We start from the raw sequence: 20,394 nt of genomic DNA on the forward strand, positions 1-20,394 counted from the left end.
AGGGCTCCATGCCAGAGTTGAGCAATCGCTCAATTGAGCAGACGCTCAACAAAGTCAAGAGACCCCATGCCCCGCCTGAAAGGTGCAGATCGTCGCACGTCTATTCTGGAAGCGGCGGAGAGGGTCATCCTCCAGAAGGGACTGGCAGCCGCAACCACCCGGGATGTCACGTCTGAGGCAGGTGTCGCCGCCGGGCTGATGGCCCATTACTTCAGCTGGTCGACACTGCGGGCGGCCGCGTTCGCTCGCCTCATTCTGGCGGACCTCGAACGGTCCGTTACCGACCGCGTGGCGGATGCGCCGGACGCCGTTGTTACCGATCTGGTCGACGGAGCCTTCGCCGAGGACGCGGACGCCCTGTGGCGTCTCTGGCTCGAGGCGACGGAACTGGGGACGAGCGATCCGGCCCTGGCGGAGGCAGCGGCCGAAGCGACAGACCGGTGGCATGCGGCGCTGTCAGGTCTGCTCGAGCGCGGCACGGCGGCAGGCTGCTGGCACTGCCCCTCCCCAGACGACGCCGCCTGGAGGATCATCGCGATCCTTTTGGGTCTCGCAGGGCTTTGCCTGATCCCGGGGGGGCCGCTGTCACGCGATGCTGCCACCCATCATCTGAGGATCGCCGTCCGCAACGAATCTGGATGAGCGCCGAATGGGCTCACGTTCCCCGCGGCTTCGCCCGGTGCGTGGCGGCGGCAGAGGCCGGATCATCCGGCCAGGGATGGCGGGGATAGCGCCCCTTCATCTCCGATTTCACCGCCTGCCATGAGCCCTTCCAGAAGCCCGGCAGGTCGCGGGTGATCTGCACCGGCCGGTGCGCCGGCGAGAGCAGCTCGACCACCAGCGGGATCTTGCCGCGCGCCACGGTCGGATGGACCGCGAGGCCGAAGAGCTCCTGCACGCGGATGGACAGGACCGGCTCCTCGCCCTCGTAGTCGATGGGATGGCGCTGGCCGGACGGCGCATCGAAATGGCTCGGCAGCTCCGCCTCGATCCGCCGTTTCACGTCCCAGGGGATGAGCTGGTCGAGCGCCGCCGACAGCTCCTCCGGGCCGATCTGCGACAGCGCCGTCTTGCCGAGGATCTGCGGGGCCAGCCACTCGGCCGCACTCGCGGCGAGAGCCGTGTCGGACAGGTCGGGAAAGCTCTCGTCCACCCGCCGGAGGAACGAGACGCGGTGGCGGAGCACCAGCTGCGACTTGGACCAGGGCAGGCGATGGATCCCGAGCGCCGCGATGCCCTCGGCGAGCGCCCTTGCGCTCTCCTCCGTCGGCGGCACGGCCAGCGTCTGCTCGCCAAGGCTGACCGCGCCGAGCCTGCGGGCGCGCTTCGCCCTGAGCGCCGCCGCCGCACGGTCGAAGGTCACCTCCTCGCGCGTCTCGATCCGGTCGGCGAAATCCGCCTCGATCTCGGCAAGGCTGATGGGCGCCGCCGAGAGGATCCGCGCCCGCGCCGCGACACCGCCGATCTCGGCAACGGCGAGAAAGGTCTCGCGCGTCAGCGGCGAGGCCGGGTCGACGGATCCGCCACGACCATTGGCGAGGACGAAATCGCCATCCTTGCCGCGCGCCCGGGCGATGCGGTCGGGAAAGGCGAGGGCCAGCACCGCGCCGGCGCGCTCGGGCCCCGAGCCGATGTCCGGCGCCGCCGTCACCTCGCGTAGCCAGCCGGCCGCCATGCGCCGCGCATCTTCGGCCCGGCGGGAGCGGTCGGAGCGGAAACGGTCGAGGCGATGGCCGAGATGCACGTCCTCGCCACCCAGCCCGCGCTCGGAGACGAGCAGCGCGAGGTCGGCGGCGAGCCGCCCCTCGCCGCGGGCGGCCGCATCCACCACCATGCGGCCGAGCCGCGGGGTGAGCGGCAGGGCGCGCAGGCGCTTGCCCTCCTCGGTGATGCGACCGTCGGCATCGAGCCCGCCGAGGCTCGTAAGCAGCGCCCGCGCCTCCGCCACGGCCGGCTTCGGCGGCGGGTCGAGGAAGGCGAGCGACGCGGGATCGGTGACGCCCCAGGCGGCGCAGTCGAGCAGCAGCGAGGACAGATCGGCGGCGAGGATCTCCGGCGTCTGGTAGGCGGGGAAGGCGCCCTCCTGCGCCTCTTCCCAGAGCCGGTAGCAGACGCCAGGCTCGGTGCGGCCGGCGCGGCCGCGGCGCTGGTCGGCGGCCGCGCGGGAGACGCGCACCGTCTCCAGCCGCGTCAGCCCGAGGTCCGGCTCGAAGCGCGGCACGCGGGCAAGGCCGGAATCGACGACGATCCTGACGCCCTCGATGGTCAGCGACGTCTCGGCGATGGAGGTGGCCAGCACCACCTTGCGGCGGCCGGGGGCGGCCGGCTCGATGGCGCGGTCCTGTTCGGCACGGTCGAGGGCGCCGAACAGCGGCACGATATCGACCGCCGGGTCCTTGACGGTGGCCGCCAGCAGTTCGGCGGTGCGGCGGATCTCCGCGGCGCCGGGGAGGAAGACCAGCGCCGAGCCGCCCTCCTCCGCGAGAGCGCGGCGCACCGTGCGGGCGACCTCGTCCTCCAGCCGCGCTGCGGGATCGCGGCCGACATGGCGCGTCACGACGGGAAAGGCGCGGCCCGCGCTCTCCACCACGGGCGCACCGCCGAGCAGGGCCGCGACGCGCGCGCCGTCGAGGGTCGCCGACATGACGAGGATGCGCAGGTCGTCACGCAAGGCGCTCTGCGTGTCGAGCGCCAGCGCGAGGCCGAGATCGGCATCGAGGCTGCGCTCGTGGAACTCGTCGAAGAGGACGGCTGCGACACCCTCGAGCGTCGGATCGTCGAGGATCATGCGGGTGAAGATGCCCTCGGTGACGACCTCGACCCGCGTGCGCGCCGACACCTTCGAGCCGAACCGCACCCTCAGGCCCACCCGTCCGCCGACCTCCTCGCCGAGTGTCTTGGCCATGCGGTCGGCGACCGCGCGTGCCGCGATGCGCCGCGGCTCGAGCACAAGGATCTTGCCCGTCCCAGACCAGGATTCCTCCATCAGCACCAGCGGCACACGCGTCGATTTACCGGCGCCGGGCGGCGCAACCAGGACGGCGCGCGTCGCCCCAGCAAGGGCCTCGCGGAGGGCGGGCAATGCCGCATCGATGGGCAGGTCGGACCGGGACACGCCGGGCGTTTACGGTTCCTTCACCGCATCCGCAAGCGCCGGGGCGGCAAAGGGCCCAAACGGACCGAACGGGCCTCCGGATTGCGACGTGTTCGCCAAGGTCATCGGCTGTTCCATCGCGGGACGCACGATGTCCACCGCCGGGATGTGGACGCGTCCCGGCACGACACGTCCGGCACGGCAGCCGCCATCAGAGCGGCGCCGCCGGGCGGCGGGGCGGCCGGTCCCCAATGCTCCTCAGGCCGCCAGGGAGCGGCGGTCCGCATCATGCGGGCCGCCGCGTCCCGTCCGGGGACCGCGCCAGAACGCCATGCCACCGAGCCGCTTGCGAACAGACCCCCGCCTTGGCTATGGTCCGCCTCACGGTGCGGGCGTAGTTCAATGGTAGAACGGCAGCTTCCCAAGCTGCATACGAGGGTTCGATTCCCTTCGCCCGCTCCAGCCCCTCCCTGACATTCCGGCTGATCACAAGGCCAAAGGTGCCGCCGCAGGCGCTTCCCTTGGCCCAGGCAATCCCGCTATGAACACGGCGGCGCCGGATACCGGCTCCAGACTTCAAGCGCCCTGAAGAGCGCGGGATCGGGAACGTCACATGAAGCGCGTGCAGGTCGCCATTATCGGCGCAGGTCCGTCCGGGCTGATGCTCGGCCACATTCTCCACCGGGCCGGCATCGACACCATCATCCTGGAAAACCGCAGCCGCGACTATGTGCTGGCGCGGGTCAGGGCGGGCCTGCTCGAACAGGGCACCGTCGATCTCCTGCGCGAGAATGGCCTGGCCGGCCGCCTCGACAAGGAGGCGCTGATCCACCACGGCATGGCGCTGGCCTTCGACGGCGAACGGCACCGCATCGATCTCTCCGGCCTCGCCGGCGGCAAGGTGGTCACCATCTACGGCCAGACCGAGGTGACCAAGGACCTCATGGACGCCCGCGACGCCTCCGGCGCGGCGATCGTCTACGAGGCGCAGGGCGTCACGCTGCACGACTTCGACGGGACGAGCCCGCGCGTCACCTACACCAAGGACGGCGTCACCCACGAGGTCGCCTGCGACATCATCGCCGGCTGCGACGGCTATCACGGCGTCTCGCGGGCGAGCGTGCCGAAGGGCGCCATCACCACCTACGAGCGGGTCTATCCTTTCGGCTGGCTCGGCATCCTCGCGGAGGTGCCGCCGGTCGACCATGAGCTCATCTACGCCAATTCACCGCGCGGCTTCGCGCTCTGCACCATGCGGTCCAACACCCGCAGCCGCTACTACGTGCAGTGCCCGCTGGACGACAAGGTCGAGGCCTGGTCCGACGACCGGTTCTGGGACGAGCTGCGCCGCCGCGTCGATGCGCCGACCGCCGAGGCCATCGTCACCGGCCCCTCCTTCGAGAAGTCCATCGCGCCGCTGCGCTCCTTCGTCGCCGAGCCGCTGCGCTTCGGCCGGCTGTTCCTCGTCGGCGATTCCGCCCACATCGTGCCGCCGACCGGCGCCAAGGGCCTCAACCTCGCCATGAGCGACGTGCGCTACCTCTCCGAGGCGCTGCTCGCCTTCTTCCAGGACGGCTCGACCGCGAGCCTCGACACCTATTCGGCGCGGGCGCTCGCCCGCATCTGGAAGGCCGTGCGCTTCTCCTGGTCCATGACCACCATGCTGCACCGCTTCCCCGAGCAGACCGCCTTCGACCAGCGCATGCAGGAGGCGGACCTCGCCTATCTGGTCTCGTCGAAAGCGGCCATGACCTCGCTCGCGGAGAACTATGTCGGCCTGCCGGTGTGACGCCGCGCGCGCCGCGGACATTGACCCGGCGGGGCGGGGCGCTTAACTCAGCCCTTTCCGGCTCAACCCAGCGAAACTGTCGACCATGGCCCTGCGCGAGATCATCGTCATTCCCGATCCGCGGCTGAAGCTCGTCTCGGAGCCCATCGCCACCGTCGACAGCGAGGTGCGCAAGCTCGCCGACGACATGCTGGAGACCATGTACGCGGCGCCCGGCATCGGCCTCGCCGCCATCCAGATCGCCGTGCCGCGCCGCGTCGTCACCATCGACCTCGCCCGCAAGGACGAGCCGAAGCAGCCCGTCGTGCTCATCAACCCCGAGATCATCTGGCGCTCGGACGAGCTCTCCATCTACGAGGAGGGCTGCCTCTCCATCCCCGAATATTACGAGGAGGTGGAGCGCCCGGCGAAGTGCCGCATCCGCTACCAGGACCTCGACGGCAAGGCGCAGGAGCTCGACTGCGAGGGCCTGATGGCGACCTGCGTGCAGCATGAGATCGACCATCTCAACGGCGTGCTCTTCATCGACTACCTGTCGCGGCTGAAGCGCGAGCGGGTCATGAAGAAATTCGCCAAGGCCGCCCGCCGCGAGGCCCACGCGTGAGCCTGCGCGTCGTCTTCATGGGCACGCCGGATTTCGCCGTGCCCACCCTCTCCGAGATCCTTGGCCAGGGCCACGAGGTCGTCGCGGTCTATACCCGCGCGCCGAAGCCCGCCGGCCGCGGCATGGACGAGCAGAAGACGCCGGTGCACCGCCTCGCCGATCGCTTCGCCATTCCCGTCTTCACGCCGCGCACCTTGCGCGATGAGGCGGCGCAGGCCGACTTCGCCTCGCTCGGCGCCGATGTCGCGGTGGTCGTCGCCTATGGCCTCATCCTGCCGAAGCCGGTGCTGGACGCCCCCGCCCTCGGCTGCCTCAACCTCCACGGCTCGCTGCTGCCGCGCTGGCGCGGCGCTGCCCCCATCCAGCGCGCCATCATGGCCGGCGATGCCGAGACCGGCGTCATGGTGATGCAGATGGACGAGGGCCTCGACACCGGCCCGGTCGCCATGGTCGAGCGTATCGCCATCGCCCCCGACATGACCACGCAGGAGCTGCACGACCGCATGGCCGTGCTCGGCGCCGACCTGATGGTCCGCGCGCTCGGGGCGCTGGAGCGCGGCACGCTCGGCTTCTCGCCGCAAGGCGAGGCAGGCGTCACCTATGCCGCCAAGATCGACAAGGCCGAGGCCCGCATCGACTGGTCCAGGCCCGCGGCAGAGGTCCACAACACCGTGCGCGGCCTCTCGCCCTTCCCCGGCGCCTGGTTCGAGGCCGATCTCGGCAAGGGCCGCGAACGCGTGAAGGTGCTGCGCACCTCGCTGGCGACCGGCTCCGGCGCGCCGGGAACCGTGCTCGGCCCCGATCTCACCGTGGCCTGCGGCACGGGGGCGGTGCGCCTCGTCGAGGTGCAGCGCGCCGGCTCCAAGGCGATGAAGGCCGCCGACTTCCTCAACGGTGCCAAGGTGGGGCCCGGCACGGTCCTGGGGTAAGGACGCGCCCATGCCGCGCTACAAGCTCACCATCGAATACGACGGCGCGCCCTATCTCGGCTGGCAGATGCAGGCCTCGAGCTATGGCAAGTCGGTGCAGGGCGAGCTCGTCCGCGCCATCGGCGAGTTCTGCGGCGAGGCGGTGACGGTGGGCGGCGCAGGCCGTACCGATGCCGGCGTCCATGCGACCGGCCAGGTCGCCCATGTCGACCTTACCCGCGACTGGCCGAACCGCGTCGTGCGCGACGCCACCAACCGCTACCTCAAGGACGAGGCCATCGCGGTCCTCGCCGCCGAGAAGATGCCCGACGCCTTCGACGCGCGTTTCTCGGCCGTGCGCCGCCACTACCTCTACCGCATCATCGACCGCCGCCCGCCGCTGACCCTCGAGCGCGAGCGCGCCTGGTGGTCGCCGAAGGCGCTCGATGTCGAGCGGATGCAGGAGGCGGCGCAGATCCTCATCGGCCGGCACGACTTCACGACGTTCCGCTCCACCGAGTGCCAGGCGAAATCGCCCATCCGCAACCTCGACCGCTTCGACGTGGTCCGCACGGGTGATGGCATCGAATGCCGCCTCGATGCGCGCTCCTTCCTGCACAACCAGGTGCGGTCGATGGTCGGCAGCCTGAAGCTCGTCGGCGAGGGCCTTTGGACCGCCGATGACCTCGCCGCTGCGCTCGCCGCCCGCGACCGGAAGGCCTGCGGCATGGTGGGCCCTGCCCATGCGCTCTACCTGACGCAGGTCGACTATCCCGCGGAGTGGGTTCCCCTGCCCGATACGCCGGAGTGAGCGGCGGAGCGATCTCCCGACGGAACAGTGCCTGCCGTCCATGCCCCACCCTCACCCTCCCCTCTGGCGAGGGGAGGGGGACTTAGGCGGACCTCCCATTTTTGAAGAGTTGGGCCTGGCCCAGCCGTTCAAGCCGAGGCGCGACGTCGAAGTCCCCTCCCCTCGCCAGAGGGGAGGGTGCGGGTGGGGCATTTGCGAGCGGCGCAAGCCCCCGCATCCCGCCGTCGTCCGATCATGCTAAACCCTCGACCATGACCGAGACCCTCACGCCAGAAGCCGCCGTCGACCGCCTTGCCGCCCTCTTCGACGAGGCCACCGCCGCGCTCCGCACGGCTCTTGCCCGCTTCCTCGCCGGCGGCCCGCCGCCGAGCGCGGAGGAGCGCGCCGCCTTCGTCTATCCCGAGCTCGCCGTCACCTACCTGCCCGGCCGCGATGCGCCGCGCACCCGCCGCGCCTATGCCAAGTTCGCGCAGCCCGGCCTCTACACGACGACGGTGACCCAGCCGCTGCACTTCCGCCGCTACCTGCTCGACCAGTTGCGCCCGCTCGTCGAGGAATATGGCGCCACCATCGCGGTGCGGCCGAGTGCGCAGGAGATCCCCTACCCTTACGTCGCCGACGGCGTGGAGGAGCTCGCCTCAGGTGCCCGCACCTCGGCCGAACTGGCGCGCCACTTCCCCGTGCCGCTGCTGTCGCTGGTGGGAGACGAGATCGCTGACGGCGCCTTCGACATGGGGGCCGGCGGGCCGCGCCCGCTCGCCCTCTTCGACGCCGTGCGCGTCGATTATTCGCTGCGCCGGCTCATCCACTATACCGGCACGGACTGGCGGGCGGTGCAGCCCTGGATCCTGCTGACCAACTACCACCGCTATGTCGACCAGTTCGTCGCCCATGCGATCGAGGAGATCGCTGCCGGCCGGGCGACGCGCCTCGTCGCGCCGGGGGGCGTCACGGTCACGCGCGAGACGCTGGAGGGCGGCGCGGCGCGCATCGCCGGCTCCTCGTGGCACCGCTACCAGATGCCGGCCTATCACCTCGAGCGTGAGGGCGCGGCCGGCGTCACGCTCGTCAATATCGGCGTCGGCCCCTCCAACGCCAAGAACATCACCGACCACCTCGCGGTGCTCAGGCCGCATTGCTGGCTGATGATCGGCCATTGCGGCGGCCTCAGGCAGGCGCAGGAGATCGGCGACTACGTGCTCGCCCATGCCTATCTGCGCCGCGACCGCATCCTCGATGCGCTGGTGCCGCCCGAAATCCCCATCCCCGCCCTTGCGGAGGTGCAGACGGCGCTGCAAGACGCCTGCGCCAAGGTCACCGGCATGAGCGGCGAGGCGCTGAAGCAGCGGCTGCGCACCGGCACGGTCGTCACCAACGACGACCGGAACTGGGAGCTGCGCTACACCCAGGAAGCTCGGCTCTTCAACCTGTCGCGGGCGGTGGCCGTGGACATGGAGAGCGGCACCATCGCCGCCCAGGGCTATCGCCTGCGCGTGCCCTACGGCACCTTGCTCTGCGTCTCCGACAAGCCGCTGCACGGCGAGATCAAGCTGCCCGGCGCGGCCAATGCCTTCTATGCCAGCGCCGTCGCCCAGCACCTGCTGGTCGGCCTCGACGCCGTCGAGCGCCTCAAGCGCATGGGCGGCACGATCCATTCCCGCAAGCTGCGGAGCTTCGACGAGCCGCCCTTCCGCTGATCCCCCCACCGCATGGCTCCTTTTCGCGTCTCGCGCGTTGAGGAGCCGAACGAGACAGGCGGGATGATGCGGCGGTTCAACGATATCGGCTTCGGCGCGCTGCTCCTCGCCATCAGCCTGCTCTTCGGCTGGATCCTCTGGCCCTTCTTCGGCGCCATCCTCTGGGCCGTGGTGGTCGCCATCGTCTTCATGCCGCTGAACGACCGCATCGCCGCGGCGATGCCCGGCCGTCCCACGCTCGCCGCGCTGCTGACCCTGCTGGCCATCCTGCTCATCGTCATCCTGCCGGCGCTCGCCATCGGCACGAGCCTCGTGCGCCAGGGCGCCGACCTCTACACCGCCGTGCAGAACGGCCGGATCGACCTGCCTGATCTCATCCGCCGCCTCTTCGGCAGCCTGCCCGGCTGGGTGACCGACTTTGCCGGCCGCTATGGTATCTACGAGCCGTCGGACCTGCAGGAGCGCCTGGTCGCCTGGGCCACCGCCAGCACCCAGTTCATCGCCAGCCAGGCCGTCAGCATCGGCCAGGGCACCTTCGGCTTCGTCGTCGATCTCGCCGTGATGCTCTACCTCCTGTTCTTCCTGCTGCGCGACGGCCACGGCCTCGCCGCCGCCATCGAGACCCGCCTGCCGCTGGAGCCGACCCGCCGCCGCGCCCTGCTCGACAAGGTCTCCGTCGTCGTCCGCGCAACGGTGAAAGGCGGCCTGCTCATCGCCCTGCTGCAGGGCGCGCTGGGCGGCTTCATCTTCTGGGCCCTTGGCCTGCCCTCGCCCCTGCTGTGGGCCGCCCTGATGGCCTTCCTGTCGCTGGTGCCGGCCCTTGGCGCCGGCCTCGTCTGGGCCCCCGTTGCCATCTACCTGATCGGCACCGGCGACCTGGCCCGCGGCCTTGGCCTCGTCGCCTGGGGCGTCGTGGTCATCGGCCTTGCCGACAACCTCCTGCGCCCGATGATGGTCGGCAAGGACGTGAAGCTGCCGGACTATCTCATCCTCGTCTCGACGCTTGGCGGGCTGCAGATGTTCGGGCTCAACGGCTTCGTCATCGGCCCGCTGGTCGCAGCCCTCTTCGTCGCCTGCTGGCGCTTCCTGGGCGACGCGCCGGAGTCGCCGCGCAACGGACAGACCGCGGATCAGACCTCCCCGGTGGCGTCCTTGGCAAAGCGCGACGGCCGCTGGTAGCCTGCTCCGCAACAGCCCGACCGACGGTCAAGTTGGCGGGATAGGGAGGTTACAGCATGATGAGCCGGATCCTCGGCGTTGCCGCGGCGTTCGTCGTCGCGATCGTTGCTCTTGTTCCCAGCGCAGCGAGCGCCCGCATCGTCAGGGTCGATATCACCCGGACCGAGCCGGCCTTCGACGGCCGCAACTTCGGAGCCGTCGGCCCCTATGAGCGGTTGATCGGCAAGGCCCATGGGGCCGTCGATCCGCGCACCGCCGCCAATCGCATGATCCAGGACATCCAGCTGGCCCCGCGCAACGCCGCCGGATTGGTCGAATATGTCGCCGACATCGAGATCCTGAGGCCACGCGATGCGGCCAAGGGCAATGGCGTGCTGTTGGTCGAGGTGGTGAACCGCGGCAACAAGCTGGTTCTCCGCAATCTGAATGACGGCATCCCCGCCAATGGCGCCGACATGAACGCGGTGAAGTCGGCCGGCGACGGCTTCCTGATGGAGCAGGGCTACACGATCATCTGGTTCGGCTGGCAGGCTGACCTGGTGGCCGGCAACAACCGCGTCCGGCTTCAGGCCCCGGTCGCCCGCAACCCGGATGGCAGCGCCATCACCGGAATCGTCCGATCGGAAATGGTGGTGAATGCACCGACGCGCACCTTGCCGCTGTCGGCAGGCTTTTTCACCGCGCTGACCCACACGCCCTACGCCACGGCCTCGACCAGCAACACCACGCCTTTCGCCGACGGCTTCCTGCCGACGCTCACGGTGCGGGCCAAGGAGAATGCGCCGAGGGTCGCAGTCCCGCCGGCCGACTGGAGCTTCGGCGCCTGCCCGGACAACCAGCCGGCCACGACCAGCGACACGCAGATCTGTCTGCCCGCCGGCTTCCAGCCCGGGCGGCTCTACGAACTGATCTACCGCGCCAAGGACCCGATCGTTCTCGGCCTCGGCTTCGCCGCCCTGCGGGACGTTGGATCCTTCTTCAAGTTCGAGCGACGCGACGATGCCGGCAACGCCAATCCGGTGTTCCGGCGCGGCCAGCGCGCCGTGACCATCGGCACCTCGCAGAGCGGCCGGTTCATCCGCTCCTACCTGCACCTGGGCTTCAACCGGGACGAACGCGGCCGCGTCGCGTTTGACGGCGCCATGCCGCATATCGGCGGCGGCCTGATGCCGCTCAACGTGCGCTTCGGCCATCCCGGCCGGGCCTGGGGAGATCAGATCGACCATCTCTACCAGGCCTATGACTTCCCCTTCCACTACGCGGCCATGCGCGATCCCATCACGGGCCGGACCCAGGGCATTCTCGACCGCTGCGCCGCGAACGGCACCTGCCCGAAGATCTTCCATGTGGCGACATCGCTGGAGATCTGGGAGGGGCGCCAGTCGTTGGGCCTGACCGATCCGCTCGGCCGCCGGGACGTCCCCGATCCGGCCAATGTGCGCAGCTTCATCCTCGCCTCGACGCAGCACAGCCCGGCCAACCCGCCGCTGCCCACCGCCGCTCCGTTCGGCAGCTGCGTCCAGCAGTCGAACCCCAATCCCCATACCTGGGCCATGCGGGCCCTGCTGACCGAACTCGTCGCCTGGGTGAAGGACGGCCGCGCGCCGCCGGCCAGCGTCGTTCCGCGCATCGCCGACGGCACCCTGGTCGCCCCCAACCAGGTGCGGATCCCCGCCATTCCCGCCAACGCCTACGGCAACGTCCAGAGGCCGGCGTTGCGCTACCTTGCCAACCACAATCCCCTGCAGGTGCTCGACTTCGGTCCCGATTACCGGGCTGGCGATTCCAGCGGCGTCATCTCGGTCGAGCCGCCGCGCCAGGGCGTGCAGAGCTACGGCATCCTCGTGCCGCAGGCCGACGCGGACGGCATGGACATCGGTGGCGTGCGGTCGGTCTACCAGCAGGCGCCGATTGGCAGCTACATGGCCTGGAATGTCGGCCGCAGGGATCGCTTCGAGGACGGCTTCTGCCTGTTCCAGGGGGCCTTCATTCCCTTCGCGGCGACCCGTGCCGAGCGCGAGGCAACGGGCGATCCCCGCCCGTCGATCGAGGAGCGCTACCCGAACCGCGAGGCCTATGTGGCGGCGGTGCGCAAGGCGACGGAGGCGCTCGTGGCCCAGCGAACGATGCTGCCGGCAGATGCCGCGCATCTGATCCGCCAGGCGCAGACGGAGGGCATCCGCCTCGCCCCTTGAGCCATGGCCGGGGGAGGTGCCACGCCCTCCCCTTTGCCCCGCACCGCACAAGAGGCTAGGGTCACGCCCCCGACCCGAGGCTCAAGGCGCAGCATGCTGCAGGGCAAACGCATTCTTCTTGTCATTGGCGGCGGTATCGCCGCCTACAAGTCGCTCGATCTCATCCGCCGGCTGCAGGACCGCGGCGCCAAGGTGCGCGCCATCCTGACCCGCGCCGGCTCCGAGTTCGTCACGCCGCTCTCGGTCGGCTCGCTCACCGGCGACAAGGTGTTCCAGGAGCTCTTCTCGCTGACCGACGAGGCGGAGATGGGCCATATCGAACTCTCCCGCGATGCCGACCTGCTGGTCGTTGCCCCCGCCACCGCCGACCTCATGGCGAAGATGGCGAACGGCCATGCCAACGACCTCGCCTCGACCGCCCTGCTGGCCACCGACAAGCGAGTGCTGATCGCCCCGGCCATGAACGTGCGGATGTGGCTGCACCCCGCCACTCAGCGGAACCTGGCGACGCTTCGCGGCGACGGCATCGCCGTGGTCGGCCCCAATGACGGCGCCATGGCCTGCGGCGAATTCGGCCCGGGCCGCATGGCCGAGGTGCCGGAGATCATCGCCGCCGTCGAGGCGCTGCTGGCCCCGGCCGCGCCCGGCCCGCTCGCCGGCCACCACGTGCTCGTCACCTCCGGGCCGACGCGCGAGGCCATCGATCCGGTGCGCTACATCTCCAACCATTCCTCCGGCAAGCAGGGCCACGCCATCGCCCGCGCTGCGGCAGAAGCCGGCGCCCGCGTGACCCTCGTCACCGGTCCGGTGTCGCTCCCCGATCCGGCTGGCGTCGCGACCGTCCATGTCGAGAGCGCGCGCGAGATGCTGGCGGCGGTGGAGGCGGCCCTTCCCGCGACCGTGGCCATCTTCGCCGCGGCCGTCGCCGACTGGCGTGTCGCGGATGTCGCCGGCGGCAAGATCAAGAAGGGCCCCGGCGGACCGCCTGCGCTGAGCTTCGTCGAGAACCCGGACATTCTCGCCACCATCGCCCATCGCAAGCAGGGGCGGCCGGACCTTGTCGTCGGCTTCGCCGCGGAGACCGAGAACGTCCTCGACAATGCCCGCGCCAAGCTCGCGCGCAAGGGCTGCGACCTCATCGTCGCCAATGACGTGGCCGTCGGCACCGACACGTTCGGCGGCGACTCGAACACCGTGCATCTGGTGGGCGCGAGCGGCGTCGAGACCTGGGCGCGCCAGTCGAAGGACGCCGTTGCCCGCGCCCTCGTGGCCGAACTCGGCCGCCGCCTCGCCAAGGCCTGACGGAACCTCGTGATGACCAGACCCATCGTCCAGATGCGCCACCTGCCCCACGGAGAGGGGCTCCCCGTGCCCCAGCCGCAGACCGAGGGCGCGGCGGGCATGGACCTGACGGCCGCCCTCCCGGCGGACGGCCCGCTGACCCTCGCCCCCGGCGAGCGCACGGCCATTCCGACCGGCCTCGAAATGGCCATCCCCCAGGGCTATGAGGGCCAGGTGAGACCGCGATCGGGCCTTGCCCTGAAGCAGGGCCTGACCGTGCTGAACGCGCCCGGGACCATCGACAGCGATTATCGCGGCGAGGTAAAGGTGATCCTCGTCAACCTCGGCCAAGAGCCCGTGATCATCCGCCGCGGTGATCGCATTGCCCAACTGGTCGTGGCGCCCACCACAATACCACATGTCGAGATCGTGGAAGAATTAAACGAGACCAAGCGTGGAATAGGCGGTTTCGGTTCCACCGGAGTTTAGAAATATTCTTGTTTGCGCTGTGGGCAATGCCCATATGCGTGAAAAGAAGTTCTATTTGAAGCGTCAAGGTTGTTTGTTTAACCCGGGGGCGAAACGACGTCGCCCTCCATCATTTGAGGGACCTATGTCTATTCTGTCACGTCGTGGCCGGCTGGCGATTGCCGCCGTCGTCGATATTGCCGTCCACGCGGTTGACGGACCCGTGTCGGCCAAGGCGCTGGCGGCCCGCCACAACCTGCCGCCCCGCCACCTTGAGCCGCTTCTTCAGGCGCTCGTCCGCTCCGGGATCCTGCGCGGCCTTCGTGGTCCGCGCGGTGGCTACGACGTCGCGCGCGATCGCGCCAAGATCTCCTGCGGCGACATCGTCCGCACGGCGGTGGGCAGCGGCATCGACGAGGTCGACACGCTCTCGCCGCTGATGGAGGCGATCATCGTCCCTGCCATGGCCGAGGCCGAGCGCGACTATTTCGCGCGTCTTGATCGCATCTCCGTGGCCGAGCTTTGCGCCAAGACCCAGGAAGCCCTCGAGGCGATCCCGGGCCTGCTCGAGCCGGCCTGAGCGGCTGAGAGATGATCCGGCGGCGGCCTCGTGCCGCCGCCCCGTTTACGCCGCCTTGGCGAAGACCTGCGACAGCCGGTCCAGCGCGCCGGTCAGCGTTTCGTCCTTCTTGGCGAAGCAGAACCGCACCACCGAGGTCACCGGCGTCTCCGCGTAGAAGGCCGAGACCGGAATGGCGGCGACGCCATGGTCGCGCACCAGCGCCTTGCAGAAGGCGACGTCGTCGGTGATGCCGGCCGAGGCGAGATCCACATTGATGAAATAGGTCGCCGCGCTCGGCAGCACCTGGAAACCGGCAGCGTCGAGCCCGGCGTGGAACAGGTCGCGCGCCCGCTGCAGTTCGGCCCGCATGTCAGCGAAATAGGCATCGTCCTTGGCAAGGCCATAGGCCACCGCCGCCTGCAGGTTCGGCGGGGTGGTGAAGGTCAGGAACTGATGGGCCTTCGAGAGAACCTTCATGATCGCCGGTGCGGCGACGACAAAGCCCACCTTCCAGCCGGTGAGCGAGAAGATCTTGCCAGCCGAGCCGATCTTCACCGAGCGCTCGCGCAGCGACGGGACGGCGAGGACCGAGAGGTGCTTCTGCCCGTCGAACATGACGTGCTCCCACACCTCGTCCGAGACGACCGTGGCGCCGAACTTGGCGCAGAAGCGCCCCAGCAGGTCCAGGTCCTCGCGCGGGAAGACCGAGGCCGCCGGGTTCAGCGGATTGTTGAGGAGGACCACGCGCGTGCGGTCGCTGAAGACCGCCGCCAGATCCTCCTCGGTGAAACGCCAGTGCGGCGGGCGCAGGGTCACGAAACGCGGCACGCCGCCGGCCCGCCGTACCAGCGGCAGGTAGGCGTCATACATCGGCTGGAACAGCACGACCTCGTCGCCGGGCTTGATCAGCGAGAACAGCGCGCCGGCGAGGGCCTCGGTCGCGCCGGAGGTGATCATCACCTCCTGCTGCGGATCGATGGTGAGGCCCTGATGGTGGCGATAATGGTCGGCGACAGCCTGCCTGAGCTCCGGCAGGCCCATCATCGGCGGATACTGGTTCCACCCCGAGACCACCGCCTCGGCCGCCTTCTGGCGCACGTCGAGCGGCCCGGGATCGTCGGGGAAGCCCTGGCCGAGATTGATGGCGCCGGTCTCGCGCGCCATCTGCGACATGACCTCGAAGACGGTGGTCGGCAGGTCGGCGAAAATCGGGTTCATCGGACACACCCCGGCGCGGCGTTCGGTTCAAAGAACGAAGTGATCGCTATGCCGAAATCGCGCCGGAGAGTCAAACCCGCGGCGTCAGGCCGGGCGGGCAACGAAGGTCATGCGATGTGGCGTCAGGCCGAGATTGGGCTCATGGCGCGCCGCCTGGAACCCCGCGCCAGCGAAGAGCGCCAGCATGTCCGCCTCGGCATAGGTCGAGAGCCCCAGTTCGCTGCGCAGCTTGCGATAGGGCGACACCGCGGTGGCCACGAGACCGGCGACGGCCGCGGGCAGATAGCCATGGCGCAGCGCGTTGCGCAGGAGCGACAGCACATCCGGCACCATGCCCGCATCCGGCGGGATGACGTCGGCGATGACGAGGCGACCGGAGGGCTTCAGCTTGGCGCGGAACCGCCCGATCAGCGCCACGAGGTCCTCGCGCGACAGGTACTGGATCAGCGAGGAGACGACGATGAGATCGGCGGTGCCATCGGGCAGCGCCGCGTCGAGATCCTCCGGCAGTGCGAAGGCGACATGGCCGAGGCTGCCGAACCGCTCGCGCAGCTTCGCCACCACCGACGGCGCGCCATCGCAGAGCACGAGCCTGCCGACCGCAGCGGCCACACGCGGCGTCTCCAGCGCCTCGCCGCAGGCATAGTCGAGCACGGTCGCCTCCGGCCCGAGGCCCGCCAGCCGGACATGGTCGAGGATGCCATCGGCGATGGCGGCGTAATGCACCGCCTTGTGCCGGTCGGAGACGTAGATGGCGTGTTCGCCGTCCCAGAAGGAGCGCCAGTCGGCCATCATGCGGCTCCGGACATCACTTGGCGGAACTCGCGAACTTGTCGGTCAGCGCCATCAGCACGCCGGAGACGACGAAGGTGACGTGGATGACCACCAGCCACATCATCTCGCGGTCGGACATGGCCGAGACGTTCATGAAGGCCTTGAGCAGATGGATCGCCGAGATCGCCACGATCGAGGCGAGCAGCTTCATCTTCAGGGCCGAGAAATCGATCGAGCCCATCCATTCCGGCCGGTCCTTGGTGGGCACGTGCTCCATCTTGGAGACGAAGTTCTCGTAGCCCGAGAACACCACCATGATCACGAGGTTTCCCGCCAGCGACAGGTCGATGAGGGTGAGGATGCCGAGGATGACGTCGGATTCCTTCGCCGTCGGAATCTTCGTCACGAAGACCGCGAGGTCGCGCAGGAACACGATCATCAGCGCGAACAGGCCGATCATCAGCCCGACATAGAAGGGCGCCATCAGCCAGCGGCTGGCGAACAGGGCGCGCTCGACACCGCGCTCCACCTTCTCGGCGGAGGTCTGCGCGGGAACCACGCTCTGGTCGCTCATGGATCGGGTCTCGTCGGCGAGGGGAACAGGGACGGATGCAGTTATTCGCCCTCGCCGAACCGGTCGGCGACGAGGGCGGCGAGAGCCTCGACCGCCTCCTCGGCATCGGGGCCGGTGGCGGTGAGGGTGACGGAGGTGCCGATGCCGGCGGCCAGCATCATCAACCCCATGATCGAACGGGCGTCCACCGTCTCACCGGCGCGCGACACCTTGATGGTGGCGTCGAACCGGTCGGCGCAGGACACGAACTTGGCCGAGGCCCGCGCATGCAGGCCCCGCTTGTTGATGATCGGCAGCTCGCGCACCACCGCACCCGCGGTGGAAGCCGTCGCGGCGGAGCCGCCGATGTCGCCCTGGCCCATGAGACGTCCTAACCCCTCGCCGCGGTCCGCCGGAGACGGCCACAGCCGTGCCACTCACCTGGGCACCTGGAGGTCATACTAGCCACCGCGCCGCTCCGATCTCAATGACCTGCGAGCACGCGGCTGGCGATGTTGATGTATTTGCGCCCCGCCTCCTGGGCGTGGAGAACCGCTTCCTGCAGCGGCTTCTCCGCCCGGACGGTTGCCAGCTTCACCAGCATCGGCAGGTTGATGCCGGCGATGACCTCGACCGGCCGCCCGCTCATCACCGAAATGGCGAGGTTGGAGGGCGTGCCGCCAAACATGTCGGTCAGCACCGCGACGCCGTCGCCGGAATCGACCTGGTCGACCGCCGCGATGATGTCGCGCCGGCGCTGGTCCATGTCGTCGCTCGGACCGATGGCGATGGTCTCCACCTGGCGCTGGGGACCCACGACATGTTCCATGGCATGGCGGAATTCGACGGCCAGTTGGCCGTGCGTCACGATCACGAGACCGATCATCAGGCACTCCGCGCGCGGCAGGCCGCGCGCTCGCTCACGAGGGAGGGTGATAATTTGATCATCTGGCCGGCGGGCGCAAGGGCAAGGGCGTTAACGATACGCCCCCGGGTGCGGCGCAGCAAGGACCGCGGCTGGGATGCGACACCATGAGATGGCTGATGCCACGACCGGCAGGGGGTCGACGCCCGCGGCCACCGGCAGGCGCGCCACGCTGACGCCGGCGATGACGGTGGAGAGGGCGGTCTCCTCCGGCATCCGCGCCGCATCCTCTGCGCCGAGATCGACGACCAGGCCGACGACGGCGCTGCTCTCGAAGAGAACCGGCTGCACCCCCACCCCGCGCCGCTCGGCAAGGCCGGCGATCGCGGCGGGCGCGGACACGACCAGCCGCCCGCCCGAGGCTGCAAGGTGGACGCGGTCATCGGCGACGAGCCGGGCGAAGAAGGACGGATCAGCCTCGGCCAGCGCGACCAGCCGCAGCGCGAGGCTGGTCTTGCCGGACCCCGGGGCGCCACGGACCAGCACGGCCTTCGCGCCGACAAGCACAGCGCTGGCGTGGATGCTCGGCTCCATGGCCCGTCAGGCGGCCGGCAGGCGAACGACGAAGCGCGCGCCCGCCGGGATCGGCTCGCCCTCCTCGTCGAGGCGGCCGGGCCGGTTCTCGGCCCAGATCTTGCCGCCATGGGCCTCGATGATCTGCTTGGAGATGGACAGGCCGAGGCCCGAATTCTGGCCGTAATCCTGATGCGGCCGATCGGTGTAGAAGCGCTCGAAGATCCGCTGCAGCGCGTCCTCGCGGATGCCAGGGCCGTCATCCTCGACGACGATCTCGACGATGCCCTTGAGCTTCTTGGCGGTGACCCGCACCTCGCCATCCCGCGGCGAGAAGGAGCGGGCATTGTCGATGAGGTTGGTCACCACCTGGCTGATGCGGCTGTCATGGCCCGGCACGATGAACTCGCCAGCCTTGCCGCCCTCGAAGGCGAGCCGCACCGATGCCTCGCCGTCCTTGCGCACCTCGTTGGCGATGGTGACGAGGGTGCCGAGCAGCTTCGTCAGGTCGACCCGCGTCGATTCCTGGCGCTGGAGCTCGGCATCGAGCCGGCTCGCGTCGGAAATGTCGGTGATGAGGCGGTCGAGCCGCTTCACGTCGTGCTGGATGACCTCCAGCAGCCGCGCCCGCGACGTGTCGGTCTTGGCGAGCGGCAGGGTCTCCACCGCCGAGCGCAGCGAGGTCAGCGGGTTCTTCAGCTCGTGGGCGACATCGGCGGCGAAGCGCTCGATCGCCTCGATCCGGGCATAGAGCGCATCGGTCATGTCGCGCAGCGAACGGGACAGGTGGCCGATCTCGTCGCGGCGCTGGCTGAAATCCGGGATCTCCTCGCGGGAGCGGTGGCGGCGGCGCACCTGGTCGGCACCCTCGGCGAGCTTGCGCACGGGGCCGGCAATGGTGCGGGCCATCAGCACCGAGAGCAGCATCATCACCAGCGCGGCGACGAGGAAGACGCGCAGCACCTGGAAGCGCTCGGCATCCAGCACCTCGTCGATCTCGCCGCCCTGGGTGTTGAGCAGCAGCACGCCCAGCACGCCGCGGAAGCGCTGCACGGGGATCGCCACCGAGACGATCAGCTCGCCCTGGTCGTTCACCCGGACCATGCTGACCTTCTGGCCGTTCAGCGCCTGCGCCACTTCCGGATAGGAGCGGCCGTTGCGCATGCCGAGGTCGCGGTAGATCGGGAAATTGCCGCCGCCACGCAGGAAGCGGCGGACCTCGTTCCACCACTTCTCATAGAAGGGCGGCTTGCTGCCGATGGGCGGCAGGTCGAGCGTCTGGATGTCGCCGCGGCCATAGAGGTTGCGGCTGTCGAGGATGAGATTGCCCTCGCGGTCATAGATGCGCGCCTGGGTCTCGGTCGGGCCGGTGAGCCGGCGCAGCACGGGCGCCACGCGCTCGGGGTTGATCGGGAACTCCAGCAGCGCCGAGGGATCATCCACCGCCGAGGCCGCGCCGCCGAGCTGCAGCTCGAACAGCTTGTCGGGGTCGATGGGGATGACAGGCCCCTCCACCGAGGTGGAGGCGGCGATCGCACCCGCGATGATCTCGCCCTGGACGAGCAGGCTCTGCGCCCGCGACTCGATGAGTCCTTGCCGGAACTGCGACAGCCAGAGGATGCCGGAGACGAGCGCGACGAGGCCCACGAGGTTCAAAAGGACGATGCGGCGCGTCAGGCTGGAGAACGAGCGGTTGACCACCGCCCGTGCCGCCCGCGCCATCACCCGGCCGAAGCGCGACCATGGGCGGATCGGCCGCGCGGGATGCGCGGAGGCCGCGCCCGCCTCGGCAATGTCGTCCTGGGTCCGGTCCAGCATGGTCT

General features: G+C 69.6%; 19 protein-coding genes and 1 tRNA gene. 12 read left to right on the forward strand and 8 right to left on the reverse strand.

The features are described from left to right. The first annotated feature begins 66 nt into the window (after positions 1–66). Positions 67–642, forward strand: a complete 576-nt coding sequence (locus C8P69_RS07580; protein WP_108175735.1) for a TetR family transcriptional regulator C-terminal domain-containing protein — start codon at positions 67–69, stop codon at positions 640–642. A 13-nt stretch (positions 643–655) separates the two neighbouring features. Here the strand turns inward: C8P69_RS07580 and hrpB are convergent, their stop codons facing one another. Next, positions 656–3,115 (reverse strand): ATP-dependent helicase HrpB, encoded by a 2,460-nt coding sequence (gene hrpB / locus C8P69_RS07585; protein ID WP_108175737.1) that lies wholly within the window; start codon positions 3,113–3,115, stop codon positions 656–658. A gap of 367 nt (positions 3,116–3,482) precedes the next feature. Between hrpB and C8P69_RS07590 the strand changes: the two genes are divergently transcribed. The 11 genes from C8P69_RS07590 (at position 3,483) to C8P69_RS07640 (ending at position 14,606) form a co-directional block, all read left to right on the forward strand. Continuing rightward, positions 3,483–3,556 (forward strand) — tRNA-Gly (locus C8P69_RS07590). Positions 3,557–3,707: 151 nt separating this feature from the next. Further along, entirely contained in the window at positions 3,708–4,883 is a 1,176-nt protein-coding gene (gene pobA / locus C8P69_RS07595) for a 4-hydroxybenzoate 3-monooxygenase (RefSeq protein WP_108175739.1), read from the forward strand. Between the two features lie 85 nt (positions 4,884–4,968). Continuing rightward, positions 4,969–5,487, forward strand: coding sequence for a peptide deformylase (locus tag C8P69_RS07600; protein WP_108175741.1), 519 nt, complete (start codon positions 4,969–4,971; stop codon positions 5,485–5,487). A 2-nt stretch (positions 5,488–5,489) separates the two neighbouring features. Next, positions 5,490–6,416 carry a methionyl-tRNA formyltransferase gene (fmt, locus tag C8P69_RS07605; protein ID WP_108176515.1) on the forward strand — a complete coding sequence of 309 codons (927 nt, stop codon included), beginning with the start codon at positions 5,490–5,492 and terminating at the stop codon, positions 6,414–6,416. Between the two features lie 10 nt (positions 6,417–6,426). Then, positions 6,427–7,206, forward strand: coding sequence for a tRNA pseudouridine(38-40) synthase TruA (truA, locus tag C8P69_RS07610; protein WP_108175742.1), 780 nt, complete (start codon positions 6,427–6,429; stop codon positions 7,204–7,206). Positions 7,207–7,457: 251 nt separating this feature from the next. Beyond that, positions 7,458–8,903, forward strand: a complete 1,446-nt coding sequence (locus tag C8P69_RS07615; protein ID WP_108175744.1) for an AMP nucleosidase — start codon at positions 7,458–7,460, stop codon at positions 8,901–8,903. 12 nt (positions 8,904–8,915) lie between these two features. Then, positions 8,916–10,082 (forward strand): AI-2E family transporter, encoded by a 1,167-nt coding sequence (locus C8P69_RS07620; protein WP_245901925.1) that lies wholly within the window; start codon positions 8,916–8,918, stop codon positions 10,080–10,082. A 56-nt stretch (positions 10,083–10,138) separates the two neighbouring features. Then, positions 10,139–12,277, forward strand: coding sequence for an alpha/beta hydrolase domain-containing protein (locus tag C8P69_RS07625; RefSeq protein WP_245901926.1), 2,139 nt, complete (start codon positions 10,139–10,141; stop codon positions 12,275–12,277). A gap of 93 nt (positions 12,278–12,370) precedes the next feature. After that, positions 12,371–13,579 (forward strand): bifunctional phosphopantothenoylcysteine decarboxylase/phosphopantothenate--cysteine ligase CoaBC, encoded by a 1,209-nt coding sequence (gene coaBC / locus C8P69_RS07630; protein WP_108175746.1) that lies wholly within the window; start codon positions 12,371–12,373, stop codon positions 13,577–13,579. A gap of 12 nt (positions 13,580–13,591) precedes the next feature. Next, entirely contained in the window at positions 13,592–14,047 is a 456-nt protein-coding gene (gene dut, locus C8P69_RS07635; protein ID WP_108175748.1) for a dUTP diphosphatase, read from the forward strand. A 124-nt stretch (positions 14,048–14,171) separates the two neighbouring features. Then, entirely contained in the window at positions 14,172–14,606 is a 435-nt protein-coding gene (locus C8P69_RS07640; RefSeq protein ID WP_108175750.1) for an RrF2 family transcriptional regulator, read from the forward strand. 45 nt (positions 14,607–14,651) lie between these two features. Here the strand turns inward: C8P69_RS07640 and C8P69_RS07645 are convergent, their stop codons facing one another. From C8P69_RS07645 to C8P69_RS07675, 7 genes are all read right to left on the reverse strand, one after another. Beyond that, positions 14,652–15,806, reverse strand: a complete 1,155-nt coding sequence (locus C8P69_RS07645; protein WP_108175751.1) for an aminotransferase — start codon at positions 15,804–15,806, stop codon at positions 14,652–14,654. Between the two features lie 84 nt (positions 15,807–15,890). Beyond that, the gene (locus C8P69_RS07650; RefSeq protein WP_245901927.1) at positions 15,891–16,598 is read right to left on the reverse strand and encodes a class I SAM-dependent methyltransferase; all 708 of its coding nucleotides are present in this window, start codon (positions 16,596–16,598) and stop codon (positions 15,891–15,893) included. 16 nt (positions 16,599–16,614) lie between these two features. Further along, entirely contained in the window at positions 16,615–17,154 is a 540-nt protein-coding gene (locus tag C8P69_RS07655; RefSeq protein WP_108175755.1) for a TIGR00645 family protein, read from the reverse strand. A 41-nt stretch (positions 17,155–17,195) separates the two neighbouring features. Beyond that, a complete protein-coding gene (locus tag C8P69_RS07660) occupies positions 17,196–17,516 on the reverse strand; it encodes an HPr family phosphocarrier protein (RefSeq protein ID WP_108175757.1) in 321 nt (106 codons plus the stop codon). Positions 17,517–17,617: 101 nt separating this feature from the next. Next, a complete protein-coding gene (locus C8P69_RS07665; protein WP_108175759.1) occupies positions 17,618–18,019 on the reverse strand; it encodes a PTS sugar transporter subunit IIA in 402 nt (133 codons plus the stop codon). A 90-nt stretch (positions 18,020–18,109) separates the two neighbouring features. After that, positions 18,110–18,592, reverse strand: a complete 483-nt coding sequence (locus C8P69_RS07670) for an HPr kinase/phosphorylase (protein ID WP_108175761.1) — start codon at positions 18,590–18,592, stop codon at positions 18,110–18,112. A 6-nt stretch (positions 18,593–18,598) separates the two neighbouring features. Continuing rightward, positions 18,599–20,389, reverse strand: coding sequence for a sensor histidine kinase (locus C8P69_RS07675; RefSeq protein ID WP_425440749.1), 1,791 nt, complete (start codon positions 20,387–20,389; stop codon positions 18,599–18,601). Between the last annotated feature and the right edge of the window lie 5 nt (positions 20,390–20,394).

Origin of the sequence: Phreatobacter oligotrophus (genome assembly GCF_003046185.1) — a bacterium.
Lineage (GTDB): Bacteria > Pseudomonadota > Alphaproteobacteria > Rhizobiales > Phreatobacteraceae > Phreatobacter > Phreatobacter oligotrophus.

Excerpts from the sequence above, each read along its gene's own strand:
- C8P69_RS07580 (WP_108175735.1), top strand. The coding sequence starts at position 67 with ATGCCCCGCCTGAAAGGTGCAGATCGTCGCACGTCTATTCTGGAAGCG.
- pobA (WP_108175739.1), top strand. The coding sequence starts at position 3,708 with ATGAAGCGCGTGCAGGTCGCCATTATCGGCGCAGGTCCGTCCGGGCTG.
- C8P69_RS07600 (WP_108175741.1), top strand. The coding sequence starts at position 4,969 with ATGGCCCTGCGCGAGATCATCGTCATTCCCGATCCGCGGCTGAAGCTC.
- truA (WP_108175742.1), top strand. The coding sequence starts at position 6,427 with ATGCCGCGCTACAAGCTCACCATCGAATACGACGGCGCGCCCTATCTC.
- C8P69_RS07615 (WP_108175744.1), top strand. The coding sequence starts at position 7,458 with ATGACCGAGACCCTCACGCCAGAAGCCGCCGTCGACCGCCTTGCCGCC.
- C8P69_RS07620 (WP_245901925.1), top strand. The coding sequence starts at position 8,916 with ATGGCTCCTTTTCGCGTCTCGCGCGTTGAGGAGCCGAACGAGACAGGC.
- C8P69_RS07625 (WP_245901926.1), top strand. The coding sequence starts at position 10,139 with ATGATGAGCCGGATCCTCGGCGTTGCCGCGGCGTTCGTCGTCGCGATC.
- coaBC (WP_108175746.1), top strand. The coding sequence starts at position 12,371 with ATGCTGCAGGGCAAACGCATTCTTCTTGTCATTGGCGGCGGTATCGCC.
- dut (WP_108175748.1), top strand. The coding sequence starts at position 13,592 with ATGACCAGACCCATCGTCCAGATGCGCCACCTGCCCCACGGAGAGGGG.
- C8P69_RS07640 (WP_108175750.1), top strand. The coding sequence starts at position 14,172 with ATGTCTATTCTGTCACGTCGTGGCCGGCTGGCGATTGCCGCCGTCGTC.
- C8P69_RS07645 (WP_108175751.1), bottom strand. The coding sequence starts at position 15,806 with ATGAACCCGATTTTCGCCGACCTGCCGACCACCGTCTTCGAGGTCATG.
- C8P69_RS07650 (WP_245901927.1), bottom strand. The coding sequence starts at position 16,598 with ATGGCCGACTGGCGCTCCTTCTGGGACGGCGAACACGCCATCTACGTC.
- C8P69_RS07655 (WP_108175755.1), bottom strand. The coding sequence starts at position 17,154 with ATGAGCGACCAGAGCGTGGTTCCCGCGCAGACCTCCGCCGAGAAGGTG.
- C8P69_RS07660 (WP_108175757.1), bottom strand. The coding sequence starts at position 17,516 with ATGGGCCAGGGCGACATCGGCGGCTCCGCCGCGACGGCTTCCACCGCG.
- C8P69_RS07665 (WP_108175759.1), bottom strand. The coding sequence starts at position 18,019 with ATGATCGGTCTCGTGATCGTGACGCACGGCCAACTGGCCGTCGAATTC.
- C8P69_RS07670 (WP_108175761.1), bottom strand. The coding sequence starts at position 18,592 with ATGGAGCCGAGCATCCACGCCAGCGCTGTGCTTGTCGGCGCGAAGGCC.
- C8P69_RS07675 (WP_425440749.1), bottom strand. The coding sequence starts at position 20,389 with ATGCTGGACCGGACCCAGGACGACATTGCCGAGGCGGGCGCGGCCTCC.